This window comes from Streptomyces sp. NBC_00252, assembly GCF_036187565.1.
GTDB lineage: Bacteria > Actinomycetota > Actinomycetes > Streptomycetales > Streptomycetaceae > Streptomyces.
This window is the reverse complement of sequence record NZ_CP108087.1, coordinates 1,136,145-1,154,233: the sequence shown is the minus strand read 5'-3', so window position 1 is coordinate 1,154,233 and position 18,089 is coordinate 1,136,145. Positions and strand designations below refer to the sequence as shown.

General features: G+C 71.0%; 15 protein-coding genes. 5 read left to right on the top strand and 10 right to left on the bottom strand.

The annotated features are described in order from the left end of the window. Positions 1–36 precede the first annotated feature (36 nt). Together OHT77_RS05070 and OHT77_RS05065 are read left to right on the top strand one after the other, a co-directional pair. A complete protein-coding gene (locus tag OHT77_RS05070; RefSeq protein ID WP_328826758.1) occupies positions 37–915 on the top strand; it encodes an oxidoreductase in 879 nt (292 codons plus the stop codon). Between the two features lie 387 nt (positions 916–1,302). Continuing rightward, positions 1,303–2,928 carry an RICIN domain-containing protein gene (locus OHT77_RS05065; RefSeq protein ID WP_328826757.1) on the top strand — a complete coding sequence of 542 codons (1,626 nt, stop codon included), beginning with the start codon at positions 1,303–1,305 and terminating at the stop codon, positions 2,926–2,928. 15 nt (positions 2,929–2,943) lie between these two features. Here the strand turns inward: OHT77_RS05065 and OHT77_RS05060 are convergent, their stop codons facing one another. The 5 genes from OHT77_RS05060 to OHT77_RS05040 form a co-directional block, all read right to left on the bottom strand. Next, on the bottom strand, positions 2,944–3,921 hold the full coding sequence (locus OHT77_RS05060; protein WP_328826756.1) for a 2-hydroxyacid dehydrogenase: 978 nt from the start codon (positions 3,919–3,921) through the stop codon (positions 2,944–2,946). 104 nt (positions 3,922–4,025) lie between these two features. Next, positions 4,026–4,724 (bottom strand): alpha/beta fold hydrolase, encoded by a 699-nt coding sequence (locus tag OHT77_RS05055; RefSeq protein ID WP_328826755.1) that lies wholly within the window; start codon positions 4,722–4,724, stop codon positions 4,026–4,028. A 46-nt stretch (positions 4,725–4,770) separates the two neighbouring features. Further along, positions 4,771–5,436 (bottom strand): cyclase family protein, encoded by a 666-nt coding sequence (locus tag OHT77_RS05050; protein ID WP_328826754.1) that lies wholly within the window; start codon positions 5,434–5,436, stop codon positions 4,771–4,773. Next, positions 5,436–7,031: a purine-cytosine permease family protein gene (locus tag OHT77_RS05045; RefSeq protein WP_328826753.1), complete on the bottom strand. Its 1,596-nt coding sequence runs from the start codon at positions 7,029–7,031 to the stop codon at positions 5,436–5,438. Before OHT77_RS05045 ends, OHT77_RS05050 begins: the two co-directional genes overlap by 1 nt. A 211-nt stretch (positions 7,032–7,242) precedes the next feature. Beyond that, positions 7,243–7,794 carry a hypothetical protein gene (locus tag OHT77_RS05040; protein WP_328826752.1) on the bottom strand — a complete coding sequence of 184 codons (552 nt, stop codon included), beginning with the start codon at positions 7,792–7,794 and terminating at the stop codon, positions 7,243–7,245. Positions 7,795–8,153: 359 nt separating this feature from the next. On the opposite strand from OHT77_RS05040, the gene OHT77_RS05035 reads away from it, so the two are divergent. Beyond that, complete coding sequence (locus tag OHT77_RS05035) at positions 8,154–8,591, top strand: protease inhibitor (protein ID WP_266777951.1); 438 nt, start codon at positions 8,154–8,156, stop codon at positions 8,589–8,591. A 172-nt stretch (positions 8,592–8,763) separates the two neighbouring features. On the opposite strand, the gene OHT77_RS05030 is transcribed toward OHT77_RS05035, so the two are convergent. Continuing rightward, positions 8,764–9,138, bottom strand: a complete 375-nt coding sequence (locus OHT77_RS05030) for an STAS domain-containing protein (protein ID WP_266777953.1) — start codon at positions 9,136–9,138, stop codon at positions 8,764–8,766. 261 nt (positions 9,139–9,399) lie between these two features. Next, positions 9,400–10,899 (bottom strand): MFS transporter, encoded by a 1,500-nt coding sequence (locus OHT77_RS05025; RefSeq protein ID WP_328826751.1) that lies wholly within the window; start codon positions 10,897–10,899, stop codon positions 9,400–9,402. A 302-nt stretch (positions 10,900–11,201) separates the two neighbouring features. On the opposite strand from OHT77_RS05025, the gene OHT77_RS05020 reads away from it, so the two are divergent. After that, complete coding sequence (locus OHT77_RS05020) at positions 11,202–11,588, top strand: ArsR/SmtB family transcription factor (RefSeq protein WP_328826750.1); 387 nt, start codon at positions 11,202–11,204, stop codon at positions 11,586–11,588. Positions 11,589–11,621: 33 nt separating this feature from the next. Then, on the top strand, positions 11,622–12,122 hold the full coding sequence (locus OHT77_RS05015; protein ID WP_328834161.1) for an SRPBCC family protein: 501 nt from the start codon (positions 11,622–11,624) through the stop codon (positions 12,120–12,122). A 38-nt stretch (positions 12,123–12,160) separates the two neighbouring features. Here OHT77_RS05015 and OHT77_RS05010 read toward each other — a convergent pair whose 3' ends face one another. The 3 genes from OHT77_RS05010 to OHT77_RS05000 are packed head-to-tail and all read right to left on the bottom strand — an operon-like array spanning position 12,161 to position 18,004. After that, positions 12,161–14,977 (bottom strand): NHLP bacteriocin export ABC transporter permease/ATPase subunit, encoded by a 2,817-nt coding sequence (locus OHT77_RS05010; protein ID WP_328826748.1) that lies wholly within the window; start codon positions 14,975–14,977, stop codon positions 12,161–12,163. A 1-nt stretch (position 14,978) separates the two neighbouring features. Continuing rightward, on the bottom strand, positions 14,979–17,201 hold the full coding sequence (locus tag OHT77_RS05005) for an NHLP family bacteriocin export ABC transporter peptidase/permease/ATPase subunit (protein ID WP_328826747.1): 2,223 nt from the start codon (positions 17,199–17,201) through the stop codon (positions 14,979–14,981). Next, complete coding sequence (locus OHT77_RS05000; RefSeq protein ID WP_328826746.1) at positions 17,198–18,004, bottom strand: HlyD family efflux transporter periplasmic adaptor subunit; 807 nt, start codon at positions 18,002–18,004, stop codon at positions 17,198–17,200. Before OHT77_RS05000 ends, OHT77_RS05005 begins: the two co-directional genes overlap by 4 nt. Between the last annotated feature and the right edge of the window lie 85 nt (positions 18,005–18,089).

Genomic DNA, 18,089 nt, shown 5'->3' with positions numbered 1-18,089 from the left:
CCCCCTTGGTCCACCCTCATCGAAAGGCGCGCCATCATGGCCGACACCGTCTCCGGCGGCACCCTCACCCCCGCCGAGGGCCTCACCCTCACCCGCATGGGATACGGCGCCATGCAACTCGCCGGCCCCCACGTCTTCGGCCCGCCGAAGGACCGCGCCGAAGCGGTGGCCGTCCTCCGCGAGGCCGTGGAGCGGGGCATCACCCACATCGACACCAGCGACTTCTACGGCCCCGTCGTCGTCAACGAGATCATCAGGGAGGCCCTCCACCCCTACCCGGACGACCTGCACATCGTGACCAAGGTCGGCGCCCGGCGCGGCGCCGACGGCGGCTGGATCATGTCCCGGCACCCCGAGGACCTCAAGGCGCAGGTGTACGACAACCTCCGCAACCTCGGGCTCGACGTCCTCGACGTGGTGAATCTCCGGCTCGGCGCGCAGGACACCGCCGACGAGGAGTCGATCGGGGAGAAGTTCGGTGCCCTCGCCGAGCTGCGGGAGGCCGGGCTGATCCGGCACCTCGGGCTGAGCACGGTCTCCGCCGCCCAGCTGACCGAGGCCCAGGCCATCGCGCCGGTCGTGACCGTGCAGAACCTGTACAACCTGGCGAACCGGCAGGACGACGCCCTCGTCGAGCGCTGCGCCGCGGAGAACATCGCGTTCGCCGCCTACTTCCCGCTCGGCGGCTTCACCCCGCTCCAGTCGAGGACCCTCTCCGACGTCGCCGCCCGGCTGGGGGCCTCGCCCCAACAGGTCGCGCTGGCCTGGCTGTTGCAGCGGTCGGCGACCACCGTGCTGATCCCCGGCACTTCCTCCCGCGCGCATCTGCGGGACAACATCGCCGCGGCGGACCTGGTGCTGCCCGACGACGTGATCGCCGAACTCGACGGCATCGGGCGCGCGTTGGCAGCATGAGGGGAGGGCGGGGGTGGGCCGCCCCCGCCCTCGGGGCCGCCGACCGAGGGCGGGAGGAGCAGGGTCGGCGGCCGATTGGCGCGGGAGAGCCGCCGTCCGGCGCTAGGCCTCCGAGAAAGGCCGATTCCAGTGGACCCCGGTGAGCGGTGTGCCGGGAGCGTGCGTGACGCACCGGTGTGTGCGCGTGGTTCACACGGGGCGCATGGAAAGTCGAAAGCCCGTGCAGGTGAAGCGAGTTGGCACCGCCTCTGACTTTCTTTCAATGGGAGGGATGTTACCCAAGCGCCTTGTTGGGTTCCGTGGGTTGTGCGAGGGTGAAACACCCGCGCGGGGGCAATGCCGGGGCTCATTGAGCTGTTGATGAACCGAATCCGAGGAATCCACTCCGTGTCCATCCCTCACCCCCCTCGTCCTCCTTACCCGCCGCCGGACGGCGGGGCCCCCGAGGAATCCGACGAGACCCTGGCCGCCCGGCTGCGGGGCCGCCCGGAGGGGGAGGCCGCCCATTCGGTCGCCCTGCTCATGACACGGCACTGGCGGCCGGTCCAGGATTACGCGGGCATCTGCCTCGACGCCGAGGGGGCCATTCCCGCGATGGCCGCGGCGGCGGCCTTCCACCAGGTGTTCGACCGGCTGACATTCGGTGAACACGGAGTGGCCCTGCGGCCCCGACTGCTGCTGACCGTGCGCGACACGCTCCGGGAGTGGTCCACGGAAGAGCGAATATCGAGTGTCCTTCCCGATCTGGAGAAACCCTCCGGGGGCCGCGCCATGCGGGCCGCGAAGTCCATGACGGCGGAAAATCGGAAGCTCGCGGAGCGCTCTTTCCAGACGCTTCCGCCGCTCGCCCAGTGTCTGCTGTGGCACACCGAGGTGGAGGCCGAGTCGATAACCGTGCCGGCGGCCCTGCTCGGCATGGACACCGACAACGCGTCGGCCGCTCTCCAGGAGGCGCACGAAAAATTCCGGCAGGGCTGTGTACGCGCCCACCGGGAACTCGCGCCGACCCAGGATTGCCGCTACTACAACCGGCTCCTCGACGCCCCGATTCGCCGCGGCGGCACCCTGCTCCCCGATGTCCAGCAGCATCTGACGCAGTGCCGCTACTGCCGTTTCGCCGCCGAACAACTCGGCTATTTCGAAGGCGGCCTGGGCGTCCTCCTCGCCGAGGCGGTACTCGGCTGGGGAGCCCGCCCGTACCTCGCGTCGCGGCCGGGACGCGTCGGGCACGACCCCCAGGCCAAGGCGGCCTCCCGGCACGGCGGGCACACCGGCGGCGGCACGGGACGGCACCGACTGCTGTCCCGCCTCCCCGCGCCCGGCCGCCGGATCGTGGACGCGGTCCGCTCGTCCCGGGCGCTGTTCGCCGGCGTCGGCCTGGTCGGTGCCGGGGTCGTCACGCTGGTGCTCGCCGTCGGCCTGTGGCCCGGCCACGGCGGCGGCACCGCCGGTCCCGTCGCCTCCAGCACCACGAACAGCGGCTCCGGACACGTGTCGTCCTCGGCACCCGGCACCGCCCGGCTCCCCGCCGCACCCCAGCGCACGCGGCTGCGCAACGCCGCCGCCGACCTGTGCCTCGACATCCAGGGCACCGTGAAGGCAGGCGCCGGCACCAGCCTCGCGGTGTGCTCGTCGGGCGCGACCCAGCAGTGGTCCTACGACACCGACGGGCTGCTGCGCAGTGCGGCGGACCCCGCGCTGTGCCTGGACTCGCACGCCGACGCCGGTGTCGTCGTCCTCGGCACCTGCGCCGACGCGAAGGCCGCGCGCGGCAACGATGTCCGCTACGCCCTCACCGCGCAGGGCGAGTTGCTGCCCCGCTGGAATGCGGGGCTGGCGCTCACCTCCACCAGCAAGGACCCGGGGGCGGTGATCGTCCTCAAGGTCCGCGACCACTCCACGGCGCAGCGCTGGCTGACCAACGGGGTGACGGCCAGCCCCGGTTCACTGTCGATCGCCGGCACGGGAGCGCCGTCGGCGCGGCCCGCGAGGGTCTCGGACCGGATCGGCTGAGGACTGTGGACCCGTTCAACTGACGACGTCGGCCGGGGCTTTGCCGGTCAGATGGTCGGCGGCGTTCCGCACGGCGGCGAGCGCGATCCGGAGGACCGTCTCGCGGGTCACGCCGCCGACGTGCGGCGAGAGGACCACGTTCGGCGCCTTGAGCAACCGCAGGGCGGGGGTGGGCGGTTCGGGGTCGAAGACGTCCAGGCCCGCACCCGCGAGGGCGCCCGCTTCGAGAGCGTCCGCCAGGGCGTCCTGGTCGATCAGGGCGCCCCGCGCGGTGTTGATGACGAACGCGGTCGGCCTGAGCAGCGCGAGCCGCTCCGCGTCCAGGAGATGCCGGGTCTCGTCGGTGAGCGGGGTGTGGAGGGTGACGTAGTCGGAGAGGCGGAGCAGTTCGTCGAGGGGGACATGACGGGCGCCGCCCAGCCGCGCGGTCGTCTCCTCGGGGACGGGGCGCCGCCCGGCGTAGACGACGGTCATGTCGAACGCGGCTGCCCTGCGGGCGACTTGCTGCCCGATCGCGCCCAGGCCCACGATGCCGAGGGTCTTGCCGGACAGCTCGGTCAGGGAGCGCTGGAGTCGTGGGAGCGCCCAGTCGCCCTGGGCGAGGGCGGTGTGCGCGGGGACGATCTGCTTGGCCAGCGCCAGCATCAGGGCGAAGGTCTGCTCGGCCACGTTCTGCGCCTCGGCGCCGCTGGAACCGATGGTGCAGACGACCACTCCCTGGGCGCGGGCGGCATCCAGGTCGACGTAGTCGAAGCCGTGGCTCGCGCACTGCACCAGCTCCAACTCCGGTGCGGCGACGATGTGTTCGGCCGTCACCGGGGAGAGCGCGGTGATGATGACGTGTGCCGCGCGCAGCGCCTGGGGGTCCTCGCCGACGGTCTCGACGACGGTGACGTCCACCCCGTCGGGCAGCAGCGTCGCCAGGCCGGCTCCGGCTGCGCGACCGCCCATGTGGGGTGGGACGACGGCCAGGACGTTCTTCGTGGGGGGCATGCGGAGTCCTTGAGGAGAGGGGCGGGGCTTTCGTCGCCGAGCATGCACGACCGGCGGCGGCGTCGGTGAGTGGGCTCGGGTCAGGACGACCGGTGGGCGTGGGCTCAGGAGGATCTGGCGGCCGATTCGCTTAGCACGCGGGCCAGTTCACGGGGCTGCGAGAACATCGGCCAGTGGCCCGTGTCCATCCGGACCAGCTCCCAGCGCCCGCTCCCGACGAGTCCGTCCACCGGGGGCATCAACTCGTCGCCGTCGAGCAGGCACTTGACGTAGGTGGCGGGGAGGTCGGCCAACGGGTGGGCCAGGACGGCCGGTTCGGTGAGGGAGGCACCCGGGTGCGCGGTCCCGTCGGTGACGATGCGCGTGATCTGCTCGTCCGTGAGGCCCTGCCCCGCGTAGTCGGCGGGGTCCAGGGGCGGCCAGGCCCCGCCGTGCTCGTCGAGCGTCTTCCTGATGTGGTCGCTCGGGAAGCCGTCCAGGAACGACGTCCCGTCGACCGGCACGTTCGCGTCGACGAACACCACCCGGGCCAGCCGGTCGCCGATGCGCTCCGCCGCCTGGCCGACCGGCACGCCTGAATAGCTGTGGCCGACCAGGACGACGTCCCGTAGACCGAGGCGCTCGACCTCGTCGACGATGTCCCGCACATGGGTCCGCTGCCCGGCCGGGACCCCCTGCTTCTCCGCAAGACCGGACAGGGTCAGCGCATGCGCCTCGTGCCCGGCCGCGCGCAGCTCGGACACCACCTCGTCCCATGCCCACGCCCCGAGCCACGCCCCCGCCACCACCACGAATCGAGTCATGCGCCCAACGTAACCGCCGGGTCCGACAACGACCTTCGCGGACCGATCAGACCGCCCGCGCCACGGCCCGTACCGGCGCTCCGTCCGCCCCGGGCAGCCGCAGCGGGAACAGGAACAGCTCCATGTCCGGGAGTCCCACCAGCTGATCGAGACCGGTGAGGTTCTCGGCGATCACCCCGCCCGCGCCGCACAGCACCCGGTGCGCGGGCAGGCCGAAGTCGGCCGTCCCGTCGCCGGGTTCGGGCGTCGGGTCGACACTCAGGGCATCGACGGCGACCGTACGGACCCCGGCCGCGACGAGCGCTTCGGCCGCCTCCGGGGTGAGCCAGGGGTGGGCGAGATAGTGGTCGGTGCCCCAGTGCGCCGACCAGCCCGTGGCCAGCAGGAGGAGCGACCCCGGCCGCAACTGCCGTAGCGCGGGCGCGAGCAGGTCGGGGGCGATCGGCGCGCGGTCCGGCAGGCCCCGTACGTCGGCCACCACCGCGTGCCCGGCGAAGCGGTCCAGGGGGAGTTCGTCGAGGCGGGGCCACGCGTCGTCCACGTGGTAGGGGGCGTCGACATGGGTGCCGGACTGCGAACCCATGTGCAGCCGAAGGACGTTGACGCCGTCCCGGGGTGCGCGCAGGGCGACCGAGACCTCGACGGCCGGGTCACCGGGATACACGGGCATCCCGGTGACCACGGGCACCGACAGGTCGAACCAGCCCGGCATCAGCCGGCCTCGGCGGCCACGACGGGTGCCTCGATCGCCGCGCCGGGACCGGTGATCGGCGGCACCGGGACCTCGACGGTACGGGCCAGGCGCGCGCCTTCCGGTCCGTACGCGGCACGGGGTTCCGGGAACAGCCGGAGCAGACCCAGGAACAGCACGGCGGCCACGGCGAGTGAGAGCGGCAGGCTGATGTCGACGCCGTTGGCGAGGTCGCCGAGCGGGCCGACGAACTGGCCCGGGATGTTGGTGAACAGCACACCGACGACGGCGGCCACCCACCAGGCGGTCATCCCGCGCCAGTTCCAGCCGTGCGCGAACCAGTAACGCCCGCCGCGCTGACGGCGGTTGAAGACCTGGAGCGCGTCCGGGTCGTACCAGCCGCGCCGGGTGTAGAAGCCCAGCATCATCACGACCATCCACGGTGTCGTACAGGTGATGATCATCGTGGCGAACGTCGAGATCGACTGCACGAGGTCGAGGCCGAAGCGTCCGATGAAGATGAAGGCGATGGACAGGACACCGACCAGGAACGTCGCCTGCACCCGGGACAGCCGGGGGAAGACCGAGGAGAAGTCGAGCCCGGTGCCGTAGAGCGAGGTCGTGCCCGTCGACATGCCGCCGATCAGGGCCAGCAGACAGACCGGCAGGAAGAACCAGCTCGGTGAGATGGCGAGGAGCCCGCCCACGAAGTCGGGGGCGCCGGGGTCGACGTACTTGGGGGCCTTCGTGGCGATGATGCTCGCGGTCGCCAGCCCGAAGACGAACGGCAGCAGGGTCGCGATCTGGGAGAGGAAGGCGGCGCCGACCACCTTGCGGCGCGGGGTGTTCGCGGGGATGTAGCGCGACCAGTCGCCCAGGAACGCGCCGAAGGACACCGGGTTCGAGAGCACGATCAGGGCGGCGCCGATGAACGACGGCCAGAACAGCGACTGGGTCGCCGCGTCCGCCGAGGACGTGAAGACACCGGCGTACGACGGGTCGAAGTCACCGGCGAAGGCGATCGCGCCGAGCAGGAACAGGACCGTCGCGGACATCACGGCGATCTTGTTGACGAACAGCATGAACCGGAAGCCGTAGACGCACACGGCGAGGACGAGCACGGCGAACAGCGCGTACGCGACGACGTAGGAGAGCGTGCTCTGCTCCAGGCCGAACAGGCGGTGCGCGCCGCCGACCAGGGCGTCGCCGGAGCTCCACACCGAGATGGAGAAGAAGGCGACGGCCGTGAGGAGGGACAGGAACGAGCCGACGACCCGGCCGTGCACGCCCAGGTGCGCGGAGGAGGCGACGGCGTTGTTCGTGCCGTTGACCGGGCCGAACACCGCCATCGGGCAAAGGATCAGCGCGCCGACGACGACTCCCAGGAGCGTGGCCGCGAGCCCCTGCCAGAAGGAGAGGCCGAACAGGATCGGGAAGGCGCCCAGCACACAGGTGGAGAAGGTGTTGGCACCGCCGAACGCGACCCGGAACAGGTCGAGCGGGGTGGCGGTGCGGTCCGCGTCGGGGATGCGCTCGACGCCGTAGGTCTCGACCTCGGTCAGGGACTGGCTCGGCGCGGCGGGGGAGGAGGCGGGCTGCTCGGACGAGGAGGACAAGGGAGGCTCCAGCGGGGGACGGCGGTGGAGCGCGTTGTAGCGCGGTGGCGGTGGGGACGGGCGTCACGCGCGCGGGGTGGGCGGGGTGAGCGGATGCCGTCCTCAGGGTGTTCGCCGACGCTATGGCGGCCGTGACACCCGCACCAGAGGACGGTTCATCCATCTTTCGTGCCGTGGGTGGAGGAATCATCCACCCCGGAGTCGTGCGGAGTCAGTCGGAGTCGCCCGGGGCGTCCTCCGGTTCGGCGTCGGGGCCCTGGGCGCGGACGCGCTGGACGTGTTCGAGGGAGTCGCGCAGTTCGCCGAGCCAGTCGTCGGTGTTGCGCTGGACGAGCCGGACGCACCAGGCGAGCGCGTCGCTGCGGCTGCGGGCGACGCCGGCGGCGATGAGGGTGTCGAGGACCTGGCGCTCGGGCTGGCGCAGCCGGGTCATCACGGGCGCGGCGATGTGCGTGAACAGAGAGCGCTCCCCGGCGCACTCCACACCCCACGAGACCTTCCTGCGGAACCGGTGCTCGGCCTCACGCGCGAGGGCGATCCGGGTGTCCCGGGTGCGCTCGCGGAACTCCTGGACGCGGCCCTGGACGGCCGCCTCCTTCTCGGCGTCCGAGACGCCCTCGGCGAGCTTGGGCGCGGGGATGCGGCCGATCACGGTGACCTCCTCGCGGTCGACCGTGACCTCGACCAGCTCCTCGAACAGGTCGTCGGGCAGACGGCCGGTGAACCAGCCGCGAAGCTTCTCCTGCTGCTCTGTCGTAATCATGTAATTACCATTACTCGGCGACAGAGCGAACGCAAGGGACCGCGGCGGAGTGTGCCGAGAGCTGAAACGGAATGTTTCGGGACTGTTTCAGGACGATTGGCGAGCACGGGTAAACCGGCCATCCGACCCGCTTCGACGATCAAGAACCGTGTGGTTACCGGGTCGACGTGTTCGAATTCCGTGACTTCACGCCACTGATTCAACACGCAAGGTTACTGAAACCTGTGGGTGGGATGTGAGTTTCCGCGAGGGACTCGGCAGAGTGGCGCCCGCCGGTCCGGCACCGACCGAGCGGGACCGGCACCACTCCGAACCGATCGCATCGTGATCGGTTCGCATCGAGCGGAAGGATGCACACAATGCGGAACACCGCGCGCTGGGCAGCGACCCTGGGTCTGACGGCCACCGCCGTCTGCGGACCCCTGACCGGGTCCGCCCTCGCCACCCAGGGAGCCGCCCCGGCCGCGCTCTACGCCCCCTCGGCCCTGGTGCTCACCATGGGCCACGGCAACGACGCCGCCCTCGCCACACCGGAACGCGCGGTGACCCTCACCTGCGCGCCCACCGCCTCCGGCACCCATCCGGCAGCCGCCGAGGCCTGCGCCGAACTGCGCGGCATCGGGGGCGACTTCGACGCCCTGACGGCCCGGGACGACGTGCTCTGCAACAAGCTCTACCACCCCGTCGTCGTGACGGTCGACGGCGTGTGGCAGGGCCGACGCGTCTCCTACGAGCGCGTCTTCTCCAACGAGTGCGTGAAGGACTCCTACGGATACGGAGGCGTCTTCACGTTCTGAGAGACCGGGGTCGCACCGTCTCCGTGAGCAACAGGGAGGGTCCGTAGCTGGGGAGTGCGTGCCCCTGTCGCGGAGTACTGCGATCCCGCACCAGGGGTCGGCCGGGCGGTGTGGGGTCGCCCGCGCCGGCCCCTGGCATTGTCATGACCCGGCCGCTTCCCGCCTTGGCTCATTACGGCCGTTCGGCCCGGGCCGGCAGCACGCGCAGCGGCGGGAAACGGCCGAGCAGTCCCGAGGCGCGTAACAGCCGGTCGATCCGCGGTCCGTCCGAAACGATACGCAGCCGGCCACCGCGCTCCTTGGCCCGCCGCTCGGCCCGGCACAGCACCCGCAGCCCCGAGCAGTCGAAGAACTCGACGGGCCGCAGATCCACCAGCACATCGGGCTCCTCGACCGCCGTCGCCGCGTCCAGGTGCTCCACGACGAAGCCGGCCGTCGCCATGTCGATCTCGCCCGACACCTCGACCACAGTGAAGGGGCCCCCGGACCGCGTACGGGCACAGGAGTTGGCCGCGGGGCTGTCGCGTTCGTCCGCTTCCGCTGTCATGGCCGCTCCACCTCGGCACGGGGCGTATTCGGTCTCGGTAGTTACCCCGGAGGGGGCCCGAGCATCCCCGACACGCCGTCCGCAAGATCTGGTTCACCCGAGAAGGTGAATTTCGGTTCTGGAGGTTGACTTCCGTCCGGTCGTCACTTCGACGAAGAGCCGTCATGTGCAAGAGGACCTGAAAGAAGAGGGGCCGCCGTCTCCCTGCGGACGGCGGCCCCTCGGTCCGTGCGGCTCAGGCCCGGGCCCGGGCGGAGCCGGTCACATGTGGACGACGGGTGCGGCGTCCTCGTCCTGCTGCGGGACCCCGCGACGGTAGAGCACCAGCGCGATCAGCGTGCCCGCGGCGAAGAAGCCGGCCGACCACCAGAACGCGGTGGTGTAGCTCTCGATCGTCGCCTGCGCCTGGACCAGCTTGTTGCGCGCGTCCTTCCCGGCCAGGTAGTCGGTCGCGGCGCTCGCGGCCAGCGTGTTCAGCAGCGCCGTACCGATCGAACCGCCCACCTGCTGCATGGCGTTGACCGTCGCCGAGGCGACACCCGCGTCCTCGGCGGCCACTCCGCCCGTCGCCAGCTGCATCGCCGGCGGCATCACCATGCCGAGGCCCGCGCCGATCACGATCAGCTGCGGCAGCACGTGGCTCACGTAGGACGAGCTGACGCCGATGTCGGTCAGCCAGGCCATGCCGACCATGGCGATGGCGAAGCCCAGCGGAATGACGACCTTCGGGCCGAGCCGCGGCACGAGCATCGTGGTGCCGAGCTGCGCCATAACCATCAGGGCACCGATCATCGGCAGGAACGCGACACCGGTCTTGGTCGGGCTGAAGCCCAGGTTCAGCTGGAGGTAGTAGGTGAGGAAGAGGAACACACCGAACATGCCCGCACCGGTGATCAGCACGGCGAGGAACGAGGCGCCCCGGTTGCGGTCGAGCAGGATGCGCAGCGGCAGCAGCGGGTGCGCGGCGCGGTTCTGCCACCAGGCGAAGGCCGCGAGCAGCAGACCACCGGCGATCAGGAAGCCCCAGGTCTGCGGTGAACTCCAGTCGTGCGTCTCGGCGTTGGAGAAGCCGTAGACCACGGAGAAGAGACCACCGGCGACCAGGACCGTGCCCGGCACGTCCAGCTTGGAGCCCGCGGCGTCACGGTGGTTGGTGAGCAGGACCCAGCCGCCCGCGAAGGCGACGAAGGCGATGGCGACGTTCACATAGAGGGTCCAGCGCCAGTCGAAGGCGTCGGTCAGCACACCGCCGAGCAGCAGGCCCACCGCACCGCCGGCGCCGGCGATGGCGCCGTAGACGCTGAACGCCCTGGCGCGCTCACGTGCGTCGGTGAACGTTGTGTTCAGCAGGGACAGCGCCGCCGGTGCGAGCAGTGCGCCCGCGACACCCTGGAGGGCGCGTGCGGTGACCAGCATCTCGAAACTCGTGGCGGCACCGCCGAGCGCGGAGGCGGCGGCGAAGCCGACGACACCGGCGAGGAAGGCGGTCTTCCGGCCGAACAGGTCGGCGATGCGGCCGCCCAGCAGCAGGAGGGAGGCGAACGCGAGGGCGTACGCGGTGACGATCCACTGCCGGTTGCCGTCGGAGAAGCCGAGGTCCTTCTGGGCGGACGGCAGGGCGATGTTCACGATGGTGGCGTCGAGGACCACCATCAGCTGAGCGATGGCGACGATCGCGAGGATCCACCACCGCTTCGAGGAGGCCGCCTGCGCCTCCGCGGCACCCGGGCGGGTGCCTTCGGTCAGAGTCTTCTGGGACATCGGAACCACTCCAGGGAAGTCGTTCAGGGTTTACCAAAACGTAAACGAAACGGTTTCGTACACATCGAGATTAGAGCACTTTCAGCGAAACGGCAACGTTTCGCTGGGGCGGGGAGTCGGCCCGCGCGGCGGCGACTTGGCGGGCGTGGGGCCGGGCCGCAGGGTGAGGTGTGTGGCGCTCGATGCTCGTGTGGCGTCGCCGGGACCCTTTCGGACCCATTCATGGTGATCTCGTACGGCCGGGGCGGCAACTCGCTCTGTATTCCTTGACGGGAATATAACCGGCGAGGCATATTGGGGTCATGTCCGACGCCGCGCTCTGGACCGCCCTCGCCGATCCCCATCGGCGGGCCATCGTCGGCCTGCTCCTGGAGCGGCCCCGGCCCGTCGGGGAGATCGTGGAGGCATGCGGCCTGAGTCAGCCGAGCACGTCGAAGCACCTGCGGGTGCTGCGCGACGCGGGTCTGGTCCGTGTACGGCAGGACGCGCAACGCCGTGTCTACGCCCTCGACCCCGCGCCGATCGCCGAGCTCGACGCCTGGCTCGCCCCCTACCGCGCGCTGTGGAACCGCAGCCTGGACCGGCTGGGCCGGCGCCTCGACGAGACGTCGGACGACATGGACGACACCCCTGCGGCCTGCGACACCGACCGCACCGACGTCGTCGAGGAACCCACCCCGAAGGACTGATCCGCCAGGTCCGCCGATCTCACCGGCACGTATCTGACCCTGGAGGACGGCCGCCCCGCCGTCCGTTTCAGCCGGACCTACGACCAACCCCTCGCCCGCGTCTGGCAGTTCGTGACCGACCCCGACGAACTCGCGCAGTGGTTCCCCTCGCGCGCCGAGTTCGAGCTGCGCCCCGGGGCCACGGTCACGTTCAGCGGCGACCCGAACATGCCGGAGTTCACCGGCCGGATCATCGCCGTCGACGCACCCCGGCACCTGTCCTTCGAGTGGGGCGACGACGAGCTGCGCTTCGACCTCGAGGAGATCGACGAGAAGCGCACCCGGTTCACGCTCACCAACGTCCTGAGCGCCGCGAACACCGCGTCCCGCAACGGCGCGGGCTGGGAGGTCTGCCTCGCCGCCCTGGACGCGACGGCCCGAGGCGAGCGGGTCGCGGGGCCGCACACCGGGGCGGGTGTGCCCTGGAAGACGTTCTACGAGGGCTACGTGGCGGCCGGGGTTCCCTCCGGCGCGGCCGTCCCGGGCCAGGACTGACCTGTCGGGCGGGGCGACTCACCCCACCGACCGGCTCGTCACGCCATCTGCCGCCGCACCAGCTCGTGCAGCCGCCCGCCCGTGTCCGCCAACAGCTGGGCGGGCGGCCCCTGTTGGGCGACCTTGCCGTCCTCCATGACGACCACCCGGTCGGCGTCGAGCACCGTCGACAGCCGGTGGGCGATGACGATCCGGGTCGCGTTGAGCGCCTTCGTGCTCTCGATCACCGTCCGCTGGGTCTCGTTGTCCAGCGCGCTGGTCGCCTCGTCGAAGAAGAGGATGCGCGGCCTGCGGATCAACGCCTGGGCGATCATGAGGCGTTGACGCTGGCCGCCCGACACCGCGCCGCTGCCGGAGACGATGGTGTGCAGGCCCATCGGCATCCGCTTGATGTCCTCCGCGAGCCCCGCCATCTCGGCCGCCGCCATCGCCTCCTCCGGCGTGAACGGCTCGGTGCCGCAGATGACGTCCAGGATGGAACCGGTGAACGGCTGGGCGTGCTGGAGCACCACCCCGCACTGCCGCCGCACCGCCGACTGGTCGAGGGCGCCGAGGTCCTGGCCGTCGTACAGCACACTGCCGGAGACCGGTTTGTCGAAGCCGATGAGCAGGCGCAGGAGGGTGGACTTGCCGCAGCCGCTGGGGCCGACGATCGCCACGAACTCGCCCGCGCGGACGTCGAAGGAGACGTCGTCGAGGACGAGGGGGCCGTCGTCGGTGTAGCGGAAGGAGACCCGGCGGGCCTCGATCGCGCCGGAGAGCCGGCCGGGGCGGGTGCTCGCGGTACGGACCTCGGGGGCCGCGTCCAGGACCGGCCTGATCTCCTCGAAGAGGGGGAGCGCGGACACCGCAGAGACGAAGGCGCCGGTGAGGCTGGTGACCGAGGTCAGGAGCATCGTCACCGAGGTGTTGAAGGTGAGGAAGGAGGACGCCGACATCGAGCCGCGTGCCGGGCCCGCGAGGAGCATGAACATCAGCAGGGTGCAGACCGGCAGGTACACGGCGCCCATCACCGTGGTGAGGTTCTTGATCCGGCCGACCCGCTGCTGGAGCTCGCGGCTGCGGGCGAACTCGGAGGCCCAGGCCGCGTAGGCGTAGTTCTCGGCCGCGGCGACACGGAGCTTGGGCAGGCCGCGCAGGGTCTGGAAGGCCTGGTTGTTCAGCTTGTTGCTCAGCACGACCAGCCGGCGCTGCCAGCGCACCTGCCACAGGCCGAGCCCGAGGAAGACGGCCGCGATCACGACGAGCATGCCGATCGCCGCGAGCGCCATCGAGGGGCTGTACCAGAACAGCAGGCCCAGGTTCATCAGGCCGACCGTCACCGACTGGGCGACGACGGGCCCGACTCCCGCCAGCAGACGGCGGATCGAGCTGATGCCCATCGCCGCGCTCGCCAGCTCTCCTGTCGAGCGCTCGGTGAAGAACTTCGTCGGCAGCCTCAACAGGCGGTCCCAGACGGCCGGTTGGAGCGTCGCCTCGATCCGGCCCTCCAGGCGGAGGATCGTGAGGTTCTCCAGCAGCATGAAGGCCGCGGCCACCACACTCGTGATCATCACGGCCACGCAGACCTGGACGATCAGGTTCGTCTGGGCCTTCGGCACGAACTCGCCGAGCACCTTGCCCGTCGCGATCGGGACCAGCGCCCCGATGGCGACCGTCACCAGTCCGCTGATCAGCAGGTTGGAGAGGTCGCCGCCGGTGCCCTGCATGGAGAACCGCAGCAGCCTGAGCGGACTGAGCCGCCGCTCGGGCAGCGGACGGTAGAACATCACCGCGCGCGGCTCGAACTCCTCCGCGTTCGCCTTCTCGATCGGGGTCTCCCGGCCGGTCGCCGGATGGACGGCGACATAGCCGCCGCGCCGCCACAGGAGTGCGACCGGCGCCCCGGACAGCGCCCGATGACCCACCAACGGTCCGACGTCGTCCCGCCACCAGCGCCCGTCGAGCCGTACGGCCCGCACCCGGACCCGGGAGGCGAGGGCGATGCGCTCGACCGGGTCGAGACGGTCGCTCTCGCTGCCGCTCCGGGAGGGTTCGGCGAGGGTGATCCCGGCCGCCTCGGCGACCAACTTGCAGGCGGCGTACGACGCGTCGGCATCGGCGGCGGTCGTGCGCCGGGCCGAGGACTTGCCGATCGACGCCAGCAGCGTCCGGTCGGCCTGCGCACGTACCGCCTCACCGGCCTTGATACCGGCGGCGGTTCGCGTCTCGTGGGTGCGCTCCAGCTGCTCGATCCACTTGTCCAGCGTGGACAGCAGCCGGTACTGCTGGTCGACCATGCCCTGCCAGACACCGGGGTCCATCAGCAGGTCGGCGGCGGCCTCGGCGCCGTACATCGAGCCGTACTGCACGCTGCCCGGCGGGACCTGCATCCAGAAGACGTCGTCGTCGGTGGGCGCGGCGGCGCGTTCGCTCGCCATCGGCGCCTGGAAGAGGATGGAGAGGCCGCGGCCGACACCGAGGGCGAGGGCGTACTCGAGCGGGCTCGAAGTCGGGGGCACGTACTGGGGGTTGCCGTACTCGTCGTACGACCAGGTCTGGGTGTTGGCGGGCTGGTACAGCTCGCGGAGGTTGATGCGGTGCACCACGCAGTCCCGCAACGGGCGGGCGACCAGGGTGTGTTGGGGTCCTGCGACCGGGCCCAGCAGCAGCGAGCCCGCCTCCAGGCGGCCGAGGTGGTGCCAGTGGCCCTGCTGCACGGCGTCCACCGCGAACAGGTCGATGGCGCCCGACGCGACGAGCCACAGCACCTGCGGGCCTTCGAGGTCGAGGCGGTTGGATCCGGCGCAGTCGATCGGCGTGCCGAGGTTTCCCAGCGCGCCGAGGACCAGGTCGCCCTCGTGAACGGACGTCATCTCAGCGCTCCTTGACCAGCGTGGCGTAGGCTCCGCCGGCCGCCACCAGGGCGTCGTGCCGCCCGCGTTCCACGATCGTCCCGTGCTCCAGGACGACGATCTCGTCGCTGTCGCGCACGGTGCTCAGCCGGTGCGCGATCACCACGCAGGCGCAGCCGCGCTTGCGGAGGTTGTCCATCACGACCAGCTCGGTCTCCGCGTCCAGCGCGCTCGTCACCTCGTCCAGCACCAGGATGCTCGGCCTGCGCACCAACGCCCTCGCGATCTCCAGGCGTTGACGCTGACCGCCGGAGAAGTTGCGCCCGTCCTGCTCGACCCGGCTGTGGATGCCGCCGGGCCGCCGCATCACCACGTCGTACAGGGCCGCGTCGCGCAGCGCGTCCTCCACGGCCTCGTCCGGGATCGACGGGTCCCACAGCGCCACGTTGTCGCGGACCGAGCCCTCGAAGAGGAACACGTCCTGGTCGACGAAGGACACGGAGGCGGCGAGCGCGCCGCGCGGGATGTCCTCCAGGCGGTGGTCGTCGATGCGGATCACGCCCTCCCAGGGTGTGTAGAGACCCGAAATCAGCCTGGACACCGTGGACTTGCCGCTGCCGGAGCCGCCGACCAGCGCCACCTGCTGGCCCGGGCCCACCGTCAGGTCGAAGCCGGTGAGGAGTGGCTTGTCGAGCGGGCTGTAGCCGAAGGTGATGTTCTCCAGCTCGACGTGTCCCTGGAGCCGGCGGGTCGAATCGGCGCCGCCCGCACGGGAGTAGAGGGCATCGGCCTGGAAGTTCTCGACGTCCTTCAGGCGGGCCACGTCGGCCGCGAAGTCCTGGATGCGGCCCGCGACGCCGTTGAGCCGCGTGATCGGCGCGGTGAAGCGGGTGACCAGCGCCTGGAAGGCGACCAACAGGCCTACGGAGATGTGCCCTTCGACCGCGCGCATACCGCCGATCCACAGGATCAGCGCGCTGTTGAGCGAGGCGAGCGTCGGCGCGACCACACCCAGCCAGGCGCTCGGCACCCCGAGCCGCTGCTGCTCCTCAAGCGTGGTGGCGTGCTGCCCGGCCCACTTGCGGAAGTAGCCGTCCTCACCGCCGGTCGCCTTCATCGTCTCGATCAACTGGAGCCCGGTGTAAGCGGTGTTGGTGAGCCGCGCGCTGTCGGCGCGCAGCTTGGCCGTACGGGTCGCGCGCAGCCGGATGACGACCCGCATCGCCACCACGTTCAGCAGCGCGACTCCTATGCCGACGTAGGTGAGTTGGGGGTCGTACGTGTAGAGCAGGAACGCGTACAGCACCACGACCACCGCGTCCACGCCCGCGGCCGAGAGGTCGCGGGCCAGCGTCTCGGCGACGGCGTCGTTCGACTGGAGGCGCTGCACCAGATCGGCCGGGCTGCGCTGGGAGAAGAAGGTCACCGGCAGCCGCAGCAGATGGCGCAGGAAGCGGGCGCTGGAGAGGGTGGAGGAGATGATGCGGCCGTGCAGCAGGTTCGCCTGCTGGAGCCAGGTCAGTGCCAGCGTGAGCAGGACGCAGGTGCCCATCGACGCGAACAGGACGCCCAGCAAGGACGTCTGACCGCCAATCAGGAACATGTCGATGTAGGTCCGGCTGAGCGCGGGCATCGCCGCGCCGACCGCCACCAGCAGCAGGCTCGCGAGGACGGCGGCGGGCATCGTGCCCGCGGTGCCGCGCAGCCGGGCCGGCATCGCGCCGAGGACGCCCGGCTTGCGGCCGCCCTTCTCGAAGCCGTCGCCCGGTTCCATGACGAGGACGACACCGGTGAAACTCGCGTCGAAGTCCTCCATGGGCACGAACCGGCGCCCTTTTCCGGGGTCGTTGATGTACACCCCGCGCCGGCCGAACCGGCGGCCCATGCCGTCGTAGACGACGTAGTGGTTGAACTCCCAGAACAGGACGGCGGGGGAGCGGACCTCGGCGAGGGCGGCCGTGTCCATCTGCATGCCCTTGGCCGTCAGGCCGTAACTGCGGGCCGCCTTCAGCAGGTTGCTGGCGCGGGAGCCGTCGCGGGAGACACCGCAGGCGATGCGGAGCTCCTCCAGCGGGACATGGCGGCCGTAGAAGCCGAGGACCATCGCGAGGGAGGCGGCGCCGCATTCGACGGCCTCCATCTGGAGGACGGTCGGGGTGCGGACCGTCTTCACGCGGCCTTTGGGGACCGGGCGCTTCGGCGGTGCGGACCGGCGCCGCGAACGGGTGTCCTGAGCGGGGCTCACGGCAGCAGCCAATCGAGGGGGCGTTGATCGGCCAGCCGGATCGAGGCCGAGGCCATGGTCATGGAGGTGAGGGCGAACGGCGGTCCGTCGGCGGACGACCACGTGTAACCGCTCTTCGTCTTCCGCGACTTGTCGAGCCTCACCAGCACGGCCACCGGCCGGCCCTTCTTGGTGAACTGCTCGCCGAGCTGGCTGTCGCCGAGGAACGCGGAGATCTGCTGCGCCGACTGCGCCGACCGGTCCACCGCCTTCACCTGGCCGCGCAGCACGCCGTACGTCTGCGTCGGCACCGAGGAGACGGTCAGGTCGACGGCGGCGTTCGCGGGGATGGAGGCCGCGTTCTCGGCGGGGACGTACACCGTCGCGTAGAGCGGATCGGTGGCGTGCGCGACCTTCTCCACGGCCGCGACGTTCGCGCCGGTCTGGATGATCTGGCCGATGGTGGCGGCGAGCGCGGTGATACGGCCCGCGGCGACCGTGCGCACGACGGAGTCGCCGTCGCTCGTACGGACCTTCAGCACAGGGGAGTTGGCGGGCAGCCGCTCACCCTGCTGCGCGAGGACGGCGGTGACCTGCCCGGCCACCGGGCTCTGCAGGATGTAACTGCCCTCCCCGTGCGTGAGGACGGCGGACGCGCCGACGGTCGACGCGACCGAACCGGTCACCGCCCACACGGACGCGGCGGCCACCACGACCACCGTCACGGAGAGCACGAGCCAGCCCTGCGGACGCGCGAAGCGCACCGGAAGATCCAGCTCTTCGGGCGACTGGAGCTTGGCGAGGGCCTGTTGGCGGAACTGCACGGGACTTCCCTCACCTAGGGGAGAGATCTTTTACGGCATCCAAGAGTCCCGGAGCCGGGAAACGGCTCCGGGACTCGGTGGAACA

What these genes read in the sequence shown, in the direction of transcription:
- OHT77_RS05070 (WP_328826758.1), top strand. Translation starts at nt 37, where the DNA reads ATGGCCGACACCGTCTCCGGCGGCACCCTCACCCCCGCCGAGGGCCTC.
- OHT77_RS05060 (WP_328826756.1), bottom strand. Translation starts at nt 3,921, where the DNA reads ATGCCCCCCACGAAGAACGTCCTGGCCGTCGTCCCACCCCACATGGGC.
- OHT77_RS05055 (WP_328826755.1), bottom strand. Translation starts at nt 4,724, where the DNA reads ATGACTCGATTCGTGGTGGTGGCGGGGGCGTGGCTCGGGGCGTGGGCA.
- OHT77_RS05050 (WP_328826754.1), bottom strand. Translation starts at nt 5,436, where the DNA reads ATGCCGGGCTGGTTCGACCTGTCGGTGCCCGTGGTCACCGGGATGCCC.
- OHT77_RS05040 (WP_328826752.1), bottom strand. Translation starts at nt 7,794, where the DNA reads ATGATTACGACAGAGCAGCAGGAGAAGCTTCGCGGCTGGTTCACCGGC.
- OHT77_RS05035 (WP_266777951.1), top strand. Translation starts at nt 8,154, where the DNA reads ATGCGGAACACCGCGCGCTGGGCAGCGACCCTGGGTCTGACGGCCACC.
- OHT77_RS05030 (WP_266777953.1), bottom strand. Translation starts at nt 9,138, where the DNA reads ATGACAGCGGAAGCGGACGAACGCGACAGCCCCGCGGCCAACTCCTGT.
- OHT77_RS05025 (WP_328826751.1), bottom strand. Translation starts at nt 10,899, where the DNA reads ATGTCCCAGAAGACTCTGACCGAAGGCACCCGCCCGGGTGCCGCGGAG.
- OHT77_RS05020 (WP_328826750.1), top strand. Translation starts at nt 11,202, where the DNA reads ATGTCCGACGCCGCGCTCTGGACCGCCCTCGCCGATCCCCATCGGCGG.
- OHT77_RS05010 (WP_328826748.1), bottom strand. Translation starts at nt 14,977, where the DNA reads ATGACGTCCGTTCACGAGGGCGACCTGGTCCTCGGCGCGCTGGGAAAC.